This is a genomic window from Lysinibacillus sp. OL1 (genome assembly GCF_004332175.1).
Taxonomy (GTDB): Bacteria; Bacillota; Bacilli; order Bacillales_A; family Planococcaceae; genus Lysinibacillus; species Lysinibacillus capsici.
In genome coordinates this window covers 165,703-182,816 of record NZ_SJDS01000004.1, presented here as the reverse complement: position 1 = coordinate 182,816, position 17,114 = coordinate 165,703, and the positions used below count along the sequence as shown (strand labels likewise).

18 protein-coding genes and 1 riboswitch are annotated in these 17,114 nt (G+C 38.3%); of the genes, 4 read left to right on the top strand and 14 right to left on the bottom strand.

What is annotated here, in order from left to right:
• Positions 1-26: 26 nt before the first annotated feature.
• Positions 27-209, bottom strand: a riboswitch (cobalamin riboswitch).
• 57 nt (positions 210-266) lie between these two features.
• From EW028_RS10030 to speB, 8 genes are all read right to left on the bottom strand, one after another.
• Complete coding sequence (locus tag EW028_RS10030) at positions 267-1,934, bottom strand: acyl-CoA dehydrogenase family protein (RefSeq protein ID WP_131520774.1); 1,668 nt, start codon at positions 1,932-1,934, stop codon at positions 267-269.
• A gap of 1 nt (position 1,935) precedes the next feature.
• Positions 1,936-3,438: a class I adenylate-forming enzyme family protein gene (locus EW028_RS10025; RefSeq protein ID WP_131520773.1), complete on the bottom strand. Its 1,503-nt coding sequence runs from the start codon at positions 3,436-3,438 to the stop codon at positions 1,936-1,938.
• Complete coding sequence (locus tag EW028_RS10020; RefSeq protein ID WP_227744927.1) at positions 3,431-3,820, bottom strand: MerR family transcriptional regulator; 390 nt, start codon at positions 3,818-3,820, stop codon at positions 3,431-3,433. The genes EW028_RS10025 and EW028_RS10020 overlap by 8 nt, the downstream gene beginning before the upstream one ends.
• 232 nt (positions 3,821-4,052) lie before the next feature.
• Positions 4,053-5,720: an arginine--tRNA ligase gene (gene argS, locus EW028_RS10015; RefSeq protein ID WP_131520771.1), complete on the bottom strand. Its 1,668-nt coding sequence runs from the start codon at positions 5,718-5,720 to the stop codon at positions 4,053-4,055.
• Positions 5,720-6,151 (bottom strand): YwiB family protein, encoded by a 432-nt coding sequence (locus tag EW028_RS10010; protein WP_131520770.1) that lies wholly within the window; start codon positions 6,149-6,151, stop codon positions 5,720-5,722. The genes argS and EW028_RS10010 overlap by 1 nt, the downstream gene beginning before the upstream one ends.
• Positions 6,152-6,307: 156 nt before the next feature.
• Positions 6,308-6,940 carry a membrane protein insertase YidC gene (yidC, locus tag EW028_RS10005; protein ID WP_131520769.1) on the bottom strand — a complete coding sequence of 211 codons (633 nt, stop codon included), beginning with the start codon at positions 6,938-6,940 and terminating at the stop codon, positions 6,308-6,310.
• Between the two features lie 24 nt (positions 6,941-6,964).
• The gene (locus tag EW028_RS10000) at positions 6,965-7,240 is read right to left on the bottom strand and encodes a hypothetical protein (RefSeq protein ID WP_004231520.1); all 276 of its coding nucleotides are present in this window, start codon (positions 7,238-7,240) and stop codon (positions 6,965-6,967) included.
• A gap of 164 nt (positions 7,241-7,404) precedes the next feature.
• Complete coding sequence (gene speB / locus EW028_RS09995; protein ID WP_004231519.1) at positions 7,405-8,277, bottom strand: agmatinase; 873 nt, start codon at positions 8,275-8,277, stop codon at positions 7,405-7,407.
• Positions 8,278-8,577: 300 nt separating this feature from the next.
• On the opposite strand from speB, the gene EW028_RS09990 reads away from it, so the two are divergent.
• The gene (locus EW028_RS09990; protein WP_048393764.1) at positions 8,578-10,632 is read left to right on the top strand and encodes a transglycosylase domain-containing protein; all 2,055 of its coding nucleotides are present in this window, start codon (positions 8,578-8,580) and stop codon (positions 10,630-10,632) included.
• A 354-nt stretch (positions 10,633-10,986) separates the two neighbouring features.
• On the opposite strand, the gene EW028_RS09985 is transcribed toward EW028_RS09990, so the two are convergent.
• The gene (locus tag EW028_RS09985) at positions 10,987-11,505 is read right to left on the bottom strand and encodes a YwhD family protein (RefSeq protein ID WP_131520768.1); all 519 of its coding nucleotides are present in this window, start codon (positions 11,503-11,505) and stop codon (positions 10,987-10,989) included.
• 166 nt (positions 11,506-11,671) lie between these two features.
• Here EW028_RS09985 and EW028_RS09980 point away from each other — a divergent pair, with 166 nt between their 5' ends.
• Complete coding sequence (locus tag EW028_RS09980) at positions 11,672-11,857, top strand: 2-hydroxymuconate tautomerase (protein ID WP_004231516.1); 186 nt, start codon at positions 11,672-11,674, stop codon at positions 11,855-11,857.
• Positions 11,858-11,936: 79 nt separating this feature from the next.
• Here the strand turns inward: EW028_RS09980 and EW028_RS09975 are convergent, their stop codons facing one another.
• Complete coding sequence (locus EW028_RS09975; protein WP_131520767.1) at positions 11,937-13,244, bottom strand: HD domain-containing protein; 1,308 nt, start codon at positions 13,242-13,244, stop codon at positions 11,937-11,939.
• Between the two features lie 201 nt (positions 13,245-13,445).
• Positions 13,446-13,670, bottom strand: a complete 225-nt coding sequence (locus EW028_RS09970; protein WP_004227652.1) for a YuzB family protein — start codon at positions 13,668-13,670, stop codon at positions 13,446-13,448.
• Positions 13,671-13,905: 235 nt separating this feature from the next.
• Between EW028_RS09970 and EW028_RS09965 the strand changes: the two genes are divergently transcribed.
• Positions 13,906-14,556 (top strand): RsfA family transcriptional regulator, encoded by a 651-nt coding sequence (locus tag EW028_RS09965; protein ID WP_004227650.1) that lies wholly within the window; start codon positions 13,906-13,908, stop codon positions 14,554-14,556.
• Between the two features lie 36 nt (positions 14,557-14,592).
• Here EW028_RS09965 and lipL read toward each other — a convergent pair whose 3' ends face one another.
• Positions 14,593-15,426, bottom strand: coding sequence for an octanoyl-[GcvH]:protein N-octanoyltransferase (gene lipL / locus EW028_RS09960; RefSeq protein WP_131520766.1), 834 nt, complete (start codon positions 15,424-15,426; stop codon positions 14,593-14,595).
• Positions 15,427-15,581: 155 nt separating this feature from the next.
• Between lipL and hemQ the strand changes: the two genes are divergently transcribed.
• Positions 15,582-16,331, top strand: coding sequence for a hydrogen peroxide-dependent heme synthase (hemQ, locus tag EW028_RS09955; protein WP_004227638.1), 750 nt, complete (start codon positions 15,582-15,584; stop codon positions 16,329-16,331).
• 43 nt (positions 16,332-16,374) lie between these two features.
• Here hemQ and EW028_RS09950 read toward each other — a convergent pair whose 3' ends face one another.
• Entirely contained in the window at positions 16,375-16,557 is a 183-nt protein-coding gene (locus tag EW028_RS09950) for a hypothetical protein (protein ID WP_004227636.1), read from the bottom strand.
• A 245-nt stretch (positions 16,558-16,802) separates the two neighbouring features.
• A complete protein-coding gene (locus tag EW028_RS25290) occupies positions 16,803-16,973 on the bottom strand; it encodes a hypothetical protein (protein WP_004227634.1) in 171 nt (56 codons plus the stop codon).
• Positions 16,974-17,114: the final 141 nt, after the last annotated feature.

Sequence of the window (17,114 nt, the reverse complement as noted above, 5' to 3'; positions counted from 1 at the left end):
AAATCCACCACCCTATCCTCGTAGGTTGTCATGTCGTTATAAAGGCAGGTCTCCTGGCTAGTGCTACTTGCGATTTTTCAAGCCTTCCCGAAATCTTCAGTGGCATCATTTGAAAAAACTCACACTTACAGTGGCGGGACCGCATCGGAATTACACCGATTTCCCTTTTCACTTTACTTAAGTAAAGAACCTTTATAATATTCAGTTGATTTCATTATACATGAAAATGAAAGAAGTCGCCTCCATTCAAGACGACTCCCCGGCCATTATACAATTTCAGAAAAGTATTGAACTGTTTTCATTTGTGCACCCATTTCTCTTAATGACCATGTCTGCTCTAAATAAATGTCCGCTAGTTTTTCATATTTCCCACCAAATTTATGTGCCCACTCAACCGCTATGACACTTTCATAAAGGTGCGCCATTTTTTCCGCCACACCTTTTGCTTCAAAAGTTTTCGTTGCTTCGTCTAAAGCGCTAAAAATTTGAAGTTTCACAGACATATTCGCCAATTGTTCTTTAACAATTTGTACTAATGAACTGTTAGCTAATTTGTCTAATCGTTCCTCCATCTCCTGTACAAACAGTTCATGGGCATGAAACTTATCTACTAAACGAATGAGTTCCAAGGCCAAAATATTAGCCGTCCCCTCCCACACCGTCAATACTTGCGCATCTCTTAATAAGCGAGGCGTTACAAAGTCTTCTATATAGCCATTACCTCCATGTAATTCAATTGCCTCACTAGCATAGTGAACAGCTTGCTCTGCCGTTTCCTTTTTCATAATGGCAATATATAAACGATTCATAATAAGATCTTGCTGTGTGCCCTGTCCACTTGTCACTTTATCGTATAATTGAATAAGATCAAAAACTGTCGCTACTTCCACGTGCAACTTAGCTGCAAATTTCCCTAAAGTATCCTGAATCATAGGGTATTGTGTTAAGGGCTTGCCAAATGCATGTCGATTGCTTACATAATGTTTCGCCTCTAAGAAGCCGCGACGCATAATACCAATTGAAGCGACTGCATTACAAATTCTGGAGAGATTTAGTGCTTCTAGCATATAATAAATCCCTTTATTTTGCTCCCCTACAACGTAGGCAAGAGCACCATCAAATTCTACCTCACCAGAGGGAACTGCCCGAACGCCTAGCTTATCTTTCAGTCGGCGAATACGTAGATGATTTGTTGTTCCATCTTCTTTACGCCAAGGAACTGCAAACAACGTTAAGCCTTTGGAACCTGCTGGTGCACTTTCTAGTCGTGCCAATACCATCGCTACACCACACATGCCCGCATTGGATGCAAAGTATTTTTCACCATATAGACGATACGCAGTGCCATCCTTTCTCGCCTCCACCACATTTGCACCGACGTCAGAGCCTCCTTGACGTTCTGTTAAAAAGGTCGCACCTTCATATAAATCTGTGTCACCTGTTGCACAAACATGTGGTAAAAAACGCTGCTTTACCTCTTCATCTGCATAATGATCTAATAGATAGGCAGTAGCCATCGTCAATGTTACGGGACAATAAAAACCAGGTTCTGCATGGGATAGCAAATAACCTTGTGCAAAGCTATAAACATAATTCCCCTTGTGGCCTAGCTGCGGAATATGCTTGTGTACATAGCCTACAATCCCAGTATTATATGTCTCTTCAATCGTTTTTTTATAGCCATCATTAACCCAAACCTCCGATATCTCTTCACCATAGGCATCATATCTTTGAAGGCGAGGCTCACCCTGTCGATCTGTATGTTTTGCCCTCGCATCAATATCACCTGCACATAGCTCACCAAAATCTGTTAACTCTCGTTGGGCATAGGATAAAAACTCTTTATCTAACATCATTTCTACTATTTTTTGAAGCGTGTCATCTTCCGTAAAAAAGTTCGTAGTACGCATTGCTTCTTGTTGTAATACTTTCATGCTATCTCACCTCTTGCCCCTTCAAATTTTGTTTTAATATTTTGCCTGATGCATTGCGTGGGAGCGCTTCCACTTTTTCAAAAATACGTGGTATTTTAAACTTTGCAAGATGTTCCTCTAAATAAGCTTTCAAAGCTTCCTCATCAATATCTTGTTTAGCACAATACACAGCCTTTACAGTTTCCCCCCATTGCGGATGTGGTACACCAATTACTGCAACCTCGAATATCCCTTCAAAACTCAATAAACAATCTTCAATTTCTTTCGGATAAATATTGACACCACCCGAAATAATGACATCCTTTTTACGATCTACAATCCAAATAAAACCATCTTTATCCTTGCGAGCTAGATCCCCTGTTTTTAACCAACCGTCAATAAAGGCTTCATTAGTTGCTACTTCATCCTTATAGTAGCCAAGCATGTTACCCTCACCTAATAAGACAATTTCCCCCACTTCGCCTACATTTACATCTTCTCCACTGTCATTCACAATACGCAACTCTGTACCAAGTGGCGCCCGCTGGCCAATACTTCCTGCCTTTGCTTCATGCTCCTTGCCAAATAATAATGAACCACTTGGACCTGCCTCTGTTAATCCATATACACAAGTCAAATTATTTGTGCGGAATGCCTGCTGAATGAATCGAACCTCACTTTGAGATAACGGTGCTCCACCATAGACCCACCATTTCATAGAAGACAAATCTGCCGAATGTAGCCTTGGCAGCTGTGCCGTTAATAAATAAGCAACAGGTGCTCCAAAGAAATGTGTTGTTTTCTCCTTTTCAATGGAATCAATGAATAAATCGGGTGTAAAAGTTGGTGTTAATACATTTGTTGAGCCTACCAATACACCCGCCATTAAAAATAAATGTAATGGTGCAGAGTGTGTTAATGGCATCATAAGCAAAATACGGCTCTCAGGCTTTACCTCCATTTCAACAGCTATCATTTGCGCCACTGTTAAAATATTACGGTAGCTAAATAACACACCCTTTGGTTTTCCTGTCGTGCCAGATGTATATAAAATCGTGGAAGGGTCATCCTCTTGTAACTGACAATCAATCGTTTGTGTACTTGCATTTTGAAGCATTGATTCATACTGATACCATCCCACTTTTTCTTGACCTGTTTTAATTTTCAACGGAATACCAGCTAGCTGTTCAACTACTGCAAAAATAACCTCATGTACGACAATTGCCTTCGCTTCGGCATGCTGCGCCACGTACTCTACTTCTTGCAATGTAAACTTTGCATTGACTGGCACAACGATCGCTCCAATACGCTGAATAGCAAAGTAACAGACAACAAACTCTAAAACGTTTGGCATAAAAATTAAAACCTTATCCCCCTGCTTTACTCCCTGCTCTAGTAAAGCATGACTAAAACGTGTCACCTGCCTATCTAAATCTTGGTAGGTTACTCTTCTGCCATGACAAATAACGGCTTCATTTTTCGAATACTTACGGGCATTACGTGCTAATAAATTGGAACTATTCATCTTGCATCTCTCCCTTTAAAGTCGCTAATTTTTCGCTAAACATGCCATGCATTTGTTGTAACTCACGCTTCATCTGCGTCAGCTCAGCTATTTTACTGTCAATCTCTTGAATTTTTTGTTCCCCGTATTCAACCGTTCGCTCTAATTGCTGAATTCCTGAGCGATCAAAATCAAATAGTAAAACCATCTCTTTGATTTCCTCCAACGAAAATCCGTACCGCTTGCCTCTGAAAATAAGCTTGAGTTTCGCTAATTCTTTTTTTGAAAAGATTCGTTGGTTGGTAGATGAACGATGGGGGCAAAGAAGTCCAAGTTCCTCATAATAACGAATTGTCCGCGTAGACACATTAAACTCCTTTGCTACCTCCTGAATCGTCTTCAAAACCATCTCCCCTTTCCTAATTGGCAACAGTATACCATTGACGTTAACGTAAACTTCAACAAAATTTTCGGAATTAACAGAAAAATAAAGTTTGGGACAGCTAATTTCCCACGGTTTATTCGTTTCTTTTGACCTTCTATCCAACACATTCGGAACTTTATCTCTCATCTTCAGCCTTCTATCCATTAAAAAAAGCCCCTAACACTTTTCATGTTAGGAGCCTAAAGTTTAATTACATTTTTTCAGGTGCAGATACGCCGATTAAGCGTAGTGCGTTCGCAATTGTTGTGCGGACAGCCGTAATTAATGCTAAACGAGCCTCTGTTAACTCTTTGTTTGAAGCATCTAATACTTTTTCTGCATTGTAGAAGCTGTGGAATGCAGCTGCTGTTTCTTGAATATAGTTTGCAATACGGTGCGGTGTGCGGTGTTTCGCTGCTTCCGCTACCACTTTCGGAAAATCACCAATCTTTTTCAGTAAATCAATTTCCTTTTCTGCTGTTAACAAATTGAGATGTTCTGTTGTAGCAGCAAAGCCTTGTTCATTTGCTGAACGTAAAATAGATGAAATACGTGCATGTGCATATTGTGCATAGTACACAGGGTTTTCATTAGATTGTGATACTGCAAGGTCAAGATCAAAGTCCATATGAGAATCGCCAGCTGTTTTTACAAAGAAGTAACGAACTGCGTCAAGGCCAACCTCTTCTACAAGCTCACGCATTGTTACTGCATTCCCTGTACGCTTAGACATCTTAAATTTTTCACCGTTTTTGTAAAGCTGAACCATTTGAATAACTTCCACTTCTAACGTATCTCGATCATAACCAAGTGCTTGAATCGCTGCTTTCATACGTGGAATATATCCGTGATGATCAGCTCCCCAAATATTGATTAATTTATCGAAGCCACGGACAATTTTGTCTTCGTGGTAAGCAATATCTGGTGTTAAATATGTGAATGACCCATCATTTTTAATTAGCACACGATCTTTATCATCACCAAATGTTGTAGAGCGGAACCAAGTAGCACCATCCTCTTCAAACACATGTCCATTAGCTTTTAATTTATCTAAAGCTACTTCGATTTTCCCGTTTTCATATAGTGACGTTTCAGAATACCAGACATCAAAATTTACACGGAAGTTTGCTAGGTCTGTTTTTAATTTATCTAATTCTAAAGCTAAACCGTGCTGACGGAAGAAGGCAAAACGCTCATCATCTGATTTTGCTAAAATTGCATCACCATGCTCTTTTGCTAATTTACCTGCAATATCAATAATATCTTGCCCATGATAGCCGTCTTCTGGCATTTCAGCTTCCATTCCTAATGCTTGTTTATAACGCGCTTCTAATGAATAAGCTAAGTTATTAATTTGATTGCCTGCATCATTAATATAATATTCACGAGAGACACTGTAACCAGCCATATCCAACACATTACATAAGGAATCACCAACAGAAGCGCCACGAGCATGTCCTAGGTGAAGATCTCCAGTAGGATTTGCTGAAACGAACTCTACTTGAATCTTTTCCCCAGCGCCAGCATTTGAGCGGCCATAGTCCTTACCTTGCTCAAGCACCTGTGTCACTACCTCTGTTAGGAAATCTTTACGCACTGTGATATTCATGAAGCCTGGGCCAGCAATATCAATCTTTTCAATATCTGTGCCTGTTGTATCAAGATTTTCTAAAATAGCTTCGGCGATAGCACGTGGTGGCTTTTTAGCTAACTTCGTTAATTGCATCGCAATGTTTGTTGCATAGTCACCATTTGCTTTATCCTTTGGTGTTTCTAGGTGAATCGATAATTCTGTGCCAGCCTCAACGAGACCAGCTTTTTCAACAGCCTGCACGATCGCTGTTTTAATAGCCTGTTGTACTTGTTCTACTGCGTTCATCATTGTACCTCCGTAAATGTAATATCTAATGTATAGTTGCCAACGGATTGCCCACCCATTAGTAAATCGTACTGTACATGGAAATCTCCGCTTGTTGCCAGTTTTGTAAACGTCATATTTTTCGTATCAATCACGAGGGGCATAGAACCGAACTCACTTTCATAATGCCCTTTTTGTTGTTCGATTATGTTCAGCGGTAATCGCATATTAACCGCTCCAGCACGCATAATTAGTGCCTTCTCATGACCTAACTTCATCGTTGTGCGGACGGTTTTATCCTCCTGCACCTCATCATATTTCAAATACAAGCTTCCTGCCTTTTCAAGTAGCTGCCCTTTGAGCCACATTTCATAACTTTCGGACTCCCCATCACTTGGACGAATAGTAGAAATGAGCTTTATGTTCACTTGCGATCTTACTTCGTTCGCCATAACGGATGCCCCTTTTTAGTCTTTTACTATAACCTTTTTATTATAGGATGAATACTTATGGTTTTTCAAGATAGAAGTGATGTAAAGCGCCTCAACAAGTTTATTCGAGAAAATAAAAACCCTCTCCTCCCAATAACGGAAAGAAAGGTTTTTATTTTATCTATACCATTTTTTTATAATCAATTGTTGAACTATTAACAATAAAGCACTGACAGTCCAATAGATCGGGATAATCGCTGGGTTGAACAGACTAAAAATGAGGATCATGATTGGATTAATAAATACCATTATCTTCATATTTAAAGGTTGACTTTTCTCTAGGGCTATACAACTTTGAATGAAATAAATCAAACAAGCAATCATCGAAATCCCAATATCAATCGTCCCTAAATTCATCCAAAGGAAATTTTCACTGGCAATCACTGAATCTAGCTTAATTGCGTAGTACAGTGAAAATAATATCGGTAATTGAATAATGATTGGTAAACAACCTAGTAAAGAGCTTTTCAATGAATCTGAAGTTAGCTCTTGGATTTGTTGCTGTACCATTCTTTTTTCAGATTCGCTTTGACTTTTCTTATATTTGTCTGTAAGCACATCTAATTCAGGCTTAATGGTCGTCATTAATTCTTTTGAGTGCTTTTGGTGCTTTGCTGAACGAATAAATAACGGCATAAGAATTAATCTGACTGCAATCGTAATGCCAATGACACTAAGTGCGTAGCTACCTGTAAAAGAATGGATGAAATGAATGAGGTTAATAATAGGTTGTGCTAAAAATGTTAACAATGGTTGTCCTCCTAGTTTTAAAGTTTAAATCAAACTAGGAGATACACTTTCTTCCTCATTGTCTTCGGACATTCTAATACACAGTACAAACCACGTTAGCATAGGTGGAGTCCAAGTATTCGTGATAGTATAGTCAACTTCAAACTCCTCGTCCTTCACATCTTGAACGGTTATTTTATTGACGAGATACAGATGCAAATGAACACTTAATACAGTTAAAACCAAAGATGCTAATAGCCAAAAGTATTCCATTGTACTGACAAAAATAAATAAATCATTCATGAGAAGTGACCAAATCATAATACTCCTCCTCCCTTTATTAAAATTGAAGAAACATACATTTTACCTAACTTATTTACGCTTCAAAGTAAAATAAGTTTCAATTTTATGCTAAGGTTCATTCTTCATTTCAAAAATATAAAATGGGGCTAGCTCATAGCTAAACCCCATTCAACCAATCTTATTTATTTTACCCAGCCTAAAATCATTTCACGTAATAATTTTGAAGCTGTGTTTGCTGTCATTTCTGAAGAATCGTAGATCGGTGCTACTTCAACTAGGTCGAAACCTACTACATTTACACCACTTGCTGCAATAGCATGGATGGAAGCGAGTAATTCTTTCGAAGTAATACCACCACAGTCTACTGTACCAGTGCCTGGTGCGTGTGCTGGATCTAAAACATCGATATCAATTGTTACATACACATTGCGTCCAGCTAGTGTTGGTAGGACCTCTTTTAACGGTTCAAGTACTTCAAATTTTGAAATGTGCATGCCGTTTTCCTTTGCCCATTCAAATTCCTCTTTCATACCGGAACGAATTCCAAATGAATAGACATTTTTAGGTCCTATATGTTCCGCAATTTTACGGATTGGGGTAGAGTGCGAAAGTGGCTCTCCCTCATATTCCACACGTAAATCCGTATGTGCATCAAAGTGAATAATAGCAAGGTCATCATATTTAGCTGATACAGCCTTCATTACTGGCCAAGACACTAGATGCTCGCCACCCATGCCGACAGGAATCTTGCCATCCGCTAATAATTTCTCTATAAATTTCTCAATTTCATCTAAAGAACGCTGTGCATTACCGAATGGTAGTGGAATATCTCCTGCATCAAAGTACTTTACTTCCTCAAGCTCACGATCTAGATAGGGACTGTACTCTTCAAGACCAATGGATACCTCACGGATGCGCTGTGGACCGAAACGTGATCCTGGACGGTAACTTACTGTCCAATCCATTGGCATGCCATAAATTACTGCCTGTGCATCGTCATATGTAGGATGACTTTTTATAAAAACATTTCCTGAATAAGCTTCATCAAATCTCATTGCTAGCCCTCCATATAATTAATCATCATTTTTCGTCTTCTTCTATTATGGCTTACAGGATTGTAATGAAACCTGTATCCTTTTTTCCTCGTATACATTATTGGAACGTCTAGCAAATTTCGATTAAAATCTACAAGGTGCGATTTTTTGTCGAATGCCAGCATTTCAAGTAGTACAAAAAAAGTATAGATGTTTTTGAATAAAGTGCAATAGTTTTTAGTTAGAATTTCGATTAAAGATGAATGTTCGAACACATACTAAAGCTAAGTTCGAAGTTGTGAGAAAACGAGGTGAAGTCGGATGAAACGAAAAAGCTATCATCGAAAGCAACAACGTGTAAAGCGCACACGCAAAAGCCTTACGTTATTTGTGGCCTTTACATCTGCAATTGTCGTAGCGTTTGTCGCACTCCGCATCTATGTTCAAGTGGCTGGTGCACCGCCTTTAACCGTACCAAAGGCTTCTATTTTCTTAGATGAAAATGAGAACCAAATTGGGGATCACTTTACAAATCAACGACGATATTGGGTCGGTCTCGATGAGATGTCACCTTACTTAAAGGAAGCAGTTGTTGCTGTTGAAGATAAAGATTTCTATCAACATGGCGGTTTCGACTATTCACGTATTGCTGGTGCCATTTTAGTGGACATTAAGGCTGGCGGCAAGGTTCAAGGCGCTAGTACCATTACGCAACAATATGCTCGTAACCTTTATCTTTCCCATGAAAAGTCTTGGACACGTAAATTAAACGAAGCCCTATATGCTTATAGATTAGAAGTTTTTTATGACAAGGACGAAATACTAGAGGGCTATTTAAATACTGTGTATTACGGTCATGGCATGTATGGAGTAGAAGCTGCCAGTCGTTTTTATTTCGGAAAATCTGCCAGTGATTTAACGCTTGCTGAAGCAGCAATGCTAACAGGCGTACCAAAAGGACCAAGTATTTACTCACCAATTGCCAATTTAGATAAGGCTACCAATCGTCAACATGTTATTTTAAAACTTATGGCTGACCAAGGAGCCATTACACAAGAAGAAAAAACGCGCGCTGAAAATGAACAGCTCGTCTTAAAAAATGATAGCTGGGTTGCAACCAAATCTGTTGCCCCTTATTTCCTGGATGTGGCTTGGCAAGAAGCCAGTGAAATCTTAAAATCCAAAAACCTTGATATTAGTGAAGGTGGCTGGACGATTCAAACAACGCTTAATCTGGAGCATCAAAAAGCAGCTGAAGAAGCAGTAGCCAAAAATATGCCTGCCAATGATCTGCAATCTGCGTTTGTAAGTATGGAATCTAAAACAGGAGCTGTCACCGCGCTAGTCGGTGGTCGTGATTATTCAGTAAGCTCATTTAACCGAGTTACACAAGCTAAACGTCAACCAGGCTCTACAATTAAGCCGATCTTATATGCAGCGGCGCTAGAAAATGGTTACACGCCACTAACTTTTTTAGATGTTGGTGAAACAACTTTTACTTATGATAATGGACGTGGCACTTATGCACCTAAAAACGTCAACGGTCAATTTGCAGATCATGATATGACGATGGCACAAGCTATTGCTATCTCAGATAATATTTACGCAGTAAAAACCTTAGAGGACATTGGCTTCAAAGAGTTTCATGATATGGCAAACCGTTTTAATGTAGGAATTGGCGCGAAGGATAATTTATCCATTGCACTGGGAACGATTGAAACGACATTATACGAGATGACAAATGCATATAATATTTTGGCGTCGCAAGGACAGCAAACAACACCAACAACCATTGTATCCATTAAAAATGCACATGGAGATGTTATCTATGAAAACAAAGATGTAGCAAGCAAAGCTGAAACAGCCATTTCTAAAGAAAATGCATACATCTTAACAGAAATGATGACAGGTATTTTTGATCCGGTTTTCAGTGACTATTCACCCGCTACAGGAATCAGTATTCGTTCACGTATGACACACACATATGCTGCTAAATCAGGTTCTACGAATAGTGATCAATGGTTAATTGGTTTTACACCAAAACTAACTGCTGGTGTATGGAATGGCTATGATCAGGGTAAAAACCTTACCACGAAGGAAGATACTGCTGCCACAAAGCAAATCTGGATTGACTTTATGGAAACTGTCAACAAAGGTACAAAAAATGAGGATTTCAAAAAACCTAAAGGTGTAGAGGGCGTTGTCATTGATATTGAAACAGGTAAATTAGCGACTGACGCTTGTCCTAAACAACGTCTAGTCTATGTAGAGTCGAAGGATGTACCAACTGAAAAATGTACAAACTTCGATATTCTCGACAGTAATACATGGGGAGAATTTTGGAATATGCTACCGTTCTCTATATTTAAGGACTAAAAAACAAAGTAATGTCGGAAACCTTTTTAAACCTAATACGTTTTAAGCAATGAAGGCTCTCGACAAAGTAACTGATATACGAAAAATAAGAAAAGCTTTCTCTTCCCCGGAGACGTGTCCGTGGGAACAGAAAGCTTTTCTTTTTTATGGTCCGCGAAGTATGAGCATCATGGGGCATTTGGCTTGGGTTTGGGTTGTTCAAATGCCGCATAGCGCTCATCACATTCGCGATACCAAGTGTCCTAGCTTACTAAAATGTAAGCTCTGCCTCAAGTGTACTTTGTTTCAAACACACTTTCAACCTAATATCGAAAGCGATTGCAAAATGTCACAGATTGTTCAATCATTACGAGTCTATTCGACAAATAAGTCTTGACGCAATTGCTCCTCACTACGTTCCCACAATTCTGGATTAAGTTGCTTAAGGAAAGAAGCTAACACTTTTTTAGAGGGTGCATCCATATGCTCTACAATAATATGACGTTTCATAGATTTATCCATTTTGTTTACATGGTCAGCTAAAATTTTATAACCACGACGCTTTTCGCGATTAACGACCATTTCACAAGCCGTTACACCTGCATAATATGGCCCATCCTCTTTATGATCGATAGTCACCCATACTAGCCAATACGGTTTTCCACCCTCTGAATCAGCACGGTCCATTGTAAATTTAATACCACGCTCTACGTCACTTCTTGCATGCATGGCACCAATTTCAACAGAAGCTGTCCCCTCTTCTACATCCACTATTACAGGCGATACATTCTCTAATGAAAGTGAACCGATACCAAATCCTTTATGTCCATCTGTTGGATCATTTTTTATAATGGTAAAACCCATTTTTTGTTTTGGTTTTTCTTCATTTGTCATACTTAAATATCCTCCATTCTGCTATTATAAAGGAAAGCATATCCACGCATATTTTGTCGAAACAATCACTATTTTCACCATTGCGTATATGCCTCAACGCAAGTAAGAAGTTTATACTTTCTTATAAACTAACTATACAACATTATTCTATAAAGGAGGCAATATTATGCCATACGTAACAGTGAAAATGCTTGAAGGTCGTACAGAGGAACAAAAACGTGCTCTTGTAAAAGAAGTAACAGAAGCAGTATCTCGCACAGTTAATGCACCTGCAGAAAATGTAACAGTTTTTATTGAAGAAATGTCTAAAAACCATTACGGCGTTGCAGGCGTTCGTTTTAGCGACAAATAATAGTAAGATGGGTAGAGCACAAGAGAGCGCTCTACCCTATTTTATAAGATTTCATGGGAGTAATATTGTCAGACACAACTTATTTTTCATCTTTTCCTAACATCATTAGTATTTGCTGTTTGATCGTTGGATGTGAAGAATCGTCCTCTAAGAAATCTAATGGGAAATAGATTTTATGATCTCGTTTCATACGCCCTGAGATAGCATCCACAATAATGGATTCACGTGAAAGCTCCCGTAGCTCACCATTTTTCATTTCTAAAAAAATTGGTACACGCACTTCTTCCTCTCCTGGTCTGTAAAAATCATATGGCAGATCTGCTGTTGTATCATGTATAAGATAATAATCGGGGTCTAATCCTGCCTTTTTGAAAAGCTCTTGGAGTTTTTGATATTTATTGAGCTCTACTCCCGGGTCTAAATCAATGTATTGAAATAGCTTACGATTCACAAAGCGACGGCTTAGATCACTTAGAATGGCATCCTCCTCTTGCATCCATAACTGAAAATATGTAAAAAGTATACTCTCGTCTAACGCAAGATAATCCTCTAATGTAATAACATTTCGGAAAAATGCTAGGAAATGAGTAGGCTCATGCTTAAATGTATAGCCCGCTAAGCTTAATTGTTTTACTCTTTTTAATATATTATTTAAAATTACCTCTGCACTTCGTGAAACAGGATGGAAATAAATTTGTAAGTACATTTGATAGCGACTCATTATATAGTCTTCCACCGCATGCATGCCTGTTGCTTTGATGACTACTTGGTTTTTTCTTGGACGCATTACTCTTAAAATCCGTTCCATATCAAAATGACCGTAGCTTACACCTGTAAAATAAGCATCACGTTGTAAGTAATCCATACGATCTGCATCAATTTGGCTCGAAATTAAACTAATTACTTGCTTATTTGGATATGTCTTTTCAATTACTTGGGATACCTTTTCAGGAAAATCAGCTGCCACTTTTTTTAAGATCGCATTTACTTCCGTATCTCCCAGCAAAATTTGCCTTGTAAAATATTCATGATCAAGCTCAAATACATTTTCAAAGGCATGGGAAAATGGGCCATGACCTAAATCATGTAAAAGGGCTGCACATAACACTAATAATCTTTCACTTTCATCCCAATCTGGACGCCCTACAAAGATATCATCTACTATGCGACGTACAATTTCGTAAACCCCCAAAGAATGACTAAAGCGGCTATGTTCTGCTCCATGAAATACTAAAAATGTGGTACCTAGTTGACGAATTCTACGTAAACGCTGAAATTCTCTTGTACCCACTAAATCCCATATCACTTGATCTCGAACATGCACATAACGGTGTACTGGATCTTTAAATACCTTTTCTTCTTCTAATTTAGCGTTTGCATATGTCATTTTGATAGCACCCCCATTTTGTTATAGTTCTATTATATGCGATAAATCTTGGACTAGCATACTTATTGCCATTTTTCTATAGATATTAACAACCTATTTCAATTACCTTAATCATTATTTTTATATTTATATTGGTCTAATTTCTCAACATATAAAAAAGCAAAACAAAAACTATCCCCCAAGTAGAGATAGCTTTTAGTTTTACTTTTTTAATTTTGCTAAAACCTTTTCCATTAGTTCATCTTCTGTTAATGCAGCAACAGGTCGGCTATTTACAAAGGTAAAAGTCTTTTTGCGTCCTGGACCACAGTAAGAATGACAGCCAATTTCGATGGTTGCATCAGGATCGATTTCCTTTAATTTTGGAATTAACGTCTTTAAGTTAACGGCCTGACATTCATCGCAAACTTTAAATTCGTTTGCCATTTTGTCAACAACCCTTTCTATATAGTATTTTTCAAACATAATCTCGCTCTATTGCACACATGACCTTCACATATTTAAGTATGCAGCATGTGCACAAACCTACATCGGGTATTGTATCGTACTTTTCCCCTTCTATTCAAGCATAATTCCTTCTACATAGATGAATAAAAGGTTAAAAGATTGGTCATGCTAGTCTTAAATAACAAGTTCCAGATAAAGGTGGGAGGATTTTAATATGAGTAAAGTAAGACAAGATGCTTGGTTAAAAGAAAACGATGAATTACTAGCAGAGGCTGTAATCCGTCATGTAACAGAAGGAAGCACACAGCTTAATGCCTTTGAGGAAGCGGGCGATGCATTAAATCGTACTGCGGCAGCATGCGGTTTTCGTTGGAATGCCGTTGTTCGTAAAGAATACGAGGAACAATTAGCAGAAGCTAAAAAGGAAAGAAAAGAGAGAATGCGAGTGTTAGGAGCGCCAGCAAGACGCCGTGCTTCTAGTATGTTTACCGTAAATAATAGTGCTGCAGAAGGAAAATCAATTCCGCTATCTGCCCTTTCTCTTGATATTGTCATAGCTTATTTACTACGTTTACAGCATTCTGGTGAAGTAGGAAATGAATCTTCAAAATGGCGACAACTTGTACATGTAACATCTGAGAAAAATAAAAAACTAGAGAAAACCATTACAAAACTAGAAGAGGAAAATCGAGCGATTCGCAAAGATTACGAGCAATTTGTTCAAATTATGAATCGTGCTAGACGTCTTGTTACGCTTGATGAAGAGGAAGAACGAATTGCACCTGTTTTTAAAATGGAGAAGAACGGAAATCTTGTCACTAGCAGTTCTATTTATCAACCAGAAAATGGCGATGCGCTAAATTAGCCGCATCGCTTTTTCTGTTTCATATAATCAACCAACTTACTTACGTTCAAGCATTTTGGTGTTGCGCTCAAAAACGCGCTGTAAATAAAAACCATACAACGTTAATTCTTCGTCATAAAAGGACTGTGGACGTACTTCCTCGGCCCACTGATTAAGTAGTTGCTGTAGACGAATAACAACTGCTTCTACTGTTAAATGAGGGTCTATAAGCTCTGATAGCGAAGCCATGACTTCAGGCACGATTTGAGGGTAAGCGAATTTTGTTTCCTCTTGTTGCAAGCTTGCTTCATAAAAGTCACGGATAAGTGCCGCGCGTTGCGAGCCACTCCCCTCAATACATAAATAAATTTGCACTGCCACCCCTTGACGTAAGCGTCTTTGTGAAATACCTGCAAATTTTTTCCCATCAATACTTAAATCATACGAACCTGGGCAATAAGAGCCCACTATTTCATAAGCCTCAATTTTGTCAGCTATTTCTGGGAACAACCCCTTCACAAGGTCCACCATTACATCATAGCCATCATTTATACTGAGCGACTCTTTTTGTTCAGACAATACAATGGAAATATTAAGAATCCCTTCATCTAGCACAACCGCTAGTCCACCAGAATTACGAACAATAGGATGATAGCCTCTAGATTCTAGTAATTCCATACCTTGCTGAACATAAGGTAAACGATGGTCTTGAATACCTAGCACAACAGATGCCTCATGAACCCATGTACGAATTGTTGGCGGGGACATCAATTGGCCGACTAATTGGCACAATGTATCGTCCGTCGCAAAAGATTCAAGCGGTGATCTTTGCTTCGCACTAATGGATTGATCATAATAACGCCAAATTGGCTGTTGTAAAATATGTTTCATATTGGTACTCCTCTTATTACATCTCTTCTCTTTAGAATACATGATCTTAAGATGGTGTCAAATTCGTGAATTACTATCATGAACTTAGGGATTTTGTACAAACTATGATAAACTATTTTTGAATGGTATTCACTTATAAAGGAGTGTTTTCAATAATGAATGAAGCAGCAATTACGTTAGATGGTTGGTACGCTTTACATGATTTCCGCTCAATTGATTGGGCATCTTGGAAACTTGTTTCTGCTGAGGAACGTCAAGCAGCAGTAGAGGAATTTATTGCTTATTTAGAAAAACTGAACGAAGCAGACGTAGCTAAAACAGGTGCTCATGCTTTCTATGCAATTGTTGGTCAAAAAGCTGACTTTATGATTATGACACTGCGTGAAACAATGGATGAGTTACAGGAGCTTGAAGCAGAATTCAATAAATTAGCTATTGCAGATTTTACAATTCCTACATATTCTTATGTATCTGTTGTAGAGCTTTCAAACTATTTAGCTGGCGAGTCAAATGAAGATCCTTACCAAAATCCGCATGTACGTGCGCGTCTATATCCTGAACTTCCGCGCGCTAAATATGTATGCTTCTATCCAATGGATAAACGCCGTCAAGGAAACGACAACTGGTACATGCTATCAATGGATGAGCGTAAATCATTAATGCGTTCACATGGAATGATTGGTCGCGGCTATGCTGGTAAAGTAAAACAAATTATCACTGGCTCTGTAGGCTTCGATGATCACGAATGGGGCGTAACTTTATTTGCTGATGACGTACTGCAATTCAAAAAATTAGTATATGAAATGCGCTTTGACGAAGTGTCAGCACGCTATGGCGAGTTCGGGGAATTTTTCGTCGGAAACCTTCTGGATAAAGATAAATTGGTTAAATTCTTAACTGTTTAAAATCTAATTAAAAATGCGAGTCCATCAATACGGACTCGCATTTTTAAATTTCGTTTTCTTCTGCATTCTCGGATTCGAATATTAAAATAATAATATGAATAAAAATCCCAGTTAGAATCATAAGAAAAACTAAATACCAATTATATGGTTGATGATAATATTCTGCTATTCCAACTGCCAGAAAAGCGCTGATGATGATTGCTACAAACATACTAAAAATACGCATGGAAACGCTCCTTCATAAAAGCAAAAATAAAGTCATTTTTAGTATGTCACGCTATATTTTTAATATACTTACTAGGTAAGAATAATTATGTCTTATTGAATAGCAGCTAAAACAAGCATTGTAAAGTCATTTTTGCTAATGCTTTGCTTTCCATACTAGCAAATTTATACTCACAATATAAAAAAGTGCCATCTTTTAGCGATGACACTTTCTTCCCCCCTAACACGTTTCTTCTACATACTTCATTAAGAGCTCTCGTTCTTTACTTTTAAAATTAAGATGACCGTTTGAATAAAAAAACCAATCACTATTATAACAATAAAGAGATACCAATGGAGCGGCTGTCCATAAAACTCCCCTAATAAAAATGCCAGCACTGCACTTAATAAGATCCCAAACCAAACGCCAATTTCCATAAGCCATCACCTCACATGTATTAGATACACATGCAATTCATTGATCTCACGTTCCCCTAAATCTATTTTTTTCTATTTACCCTTTTTGCTATAAAAACTATCGGGACTTGCAGGATTTGAAGTATTTTCTACGTACTTGTC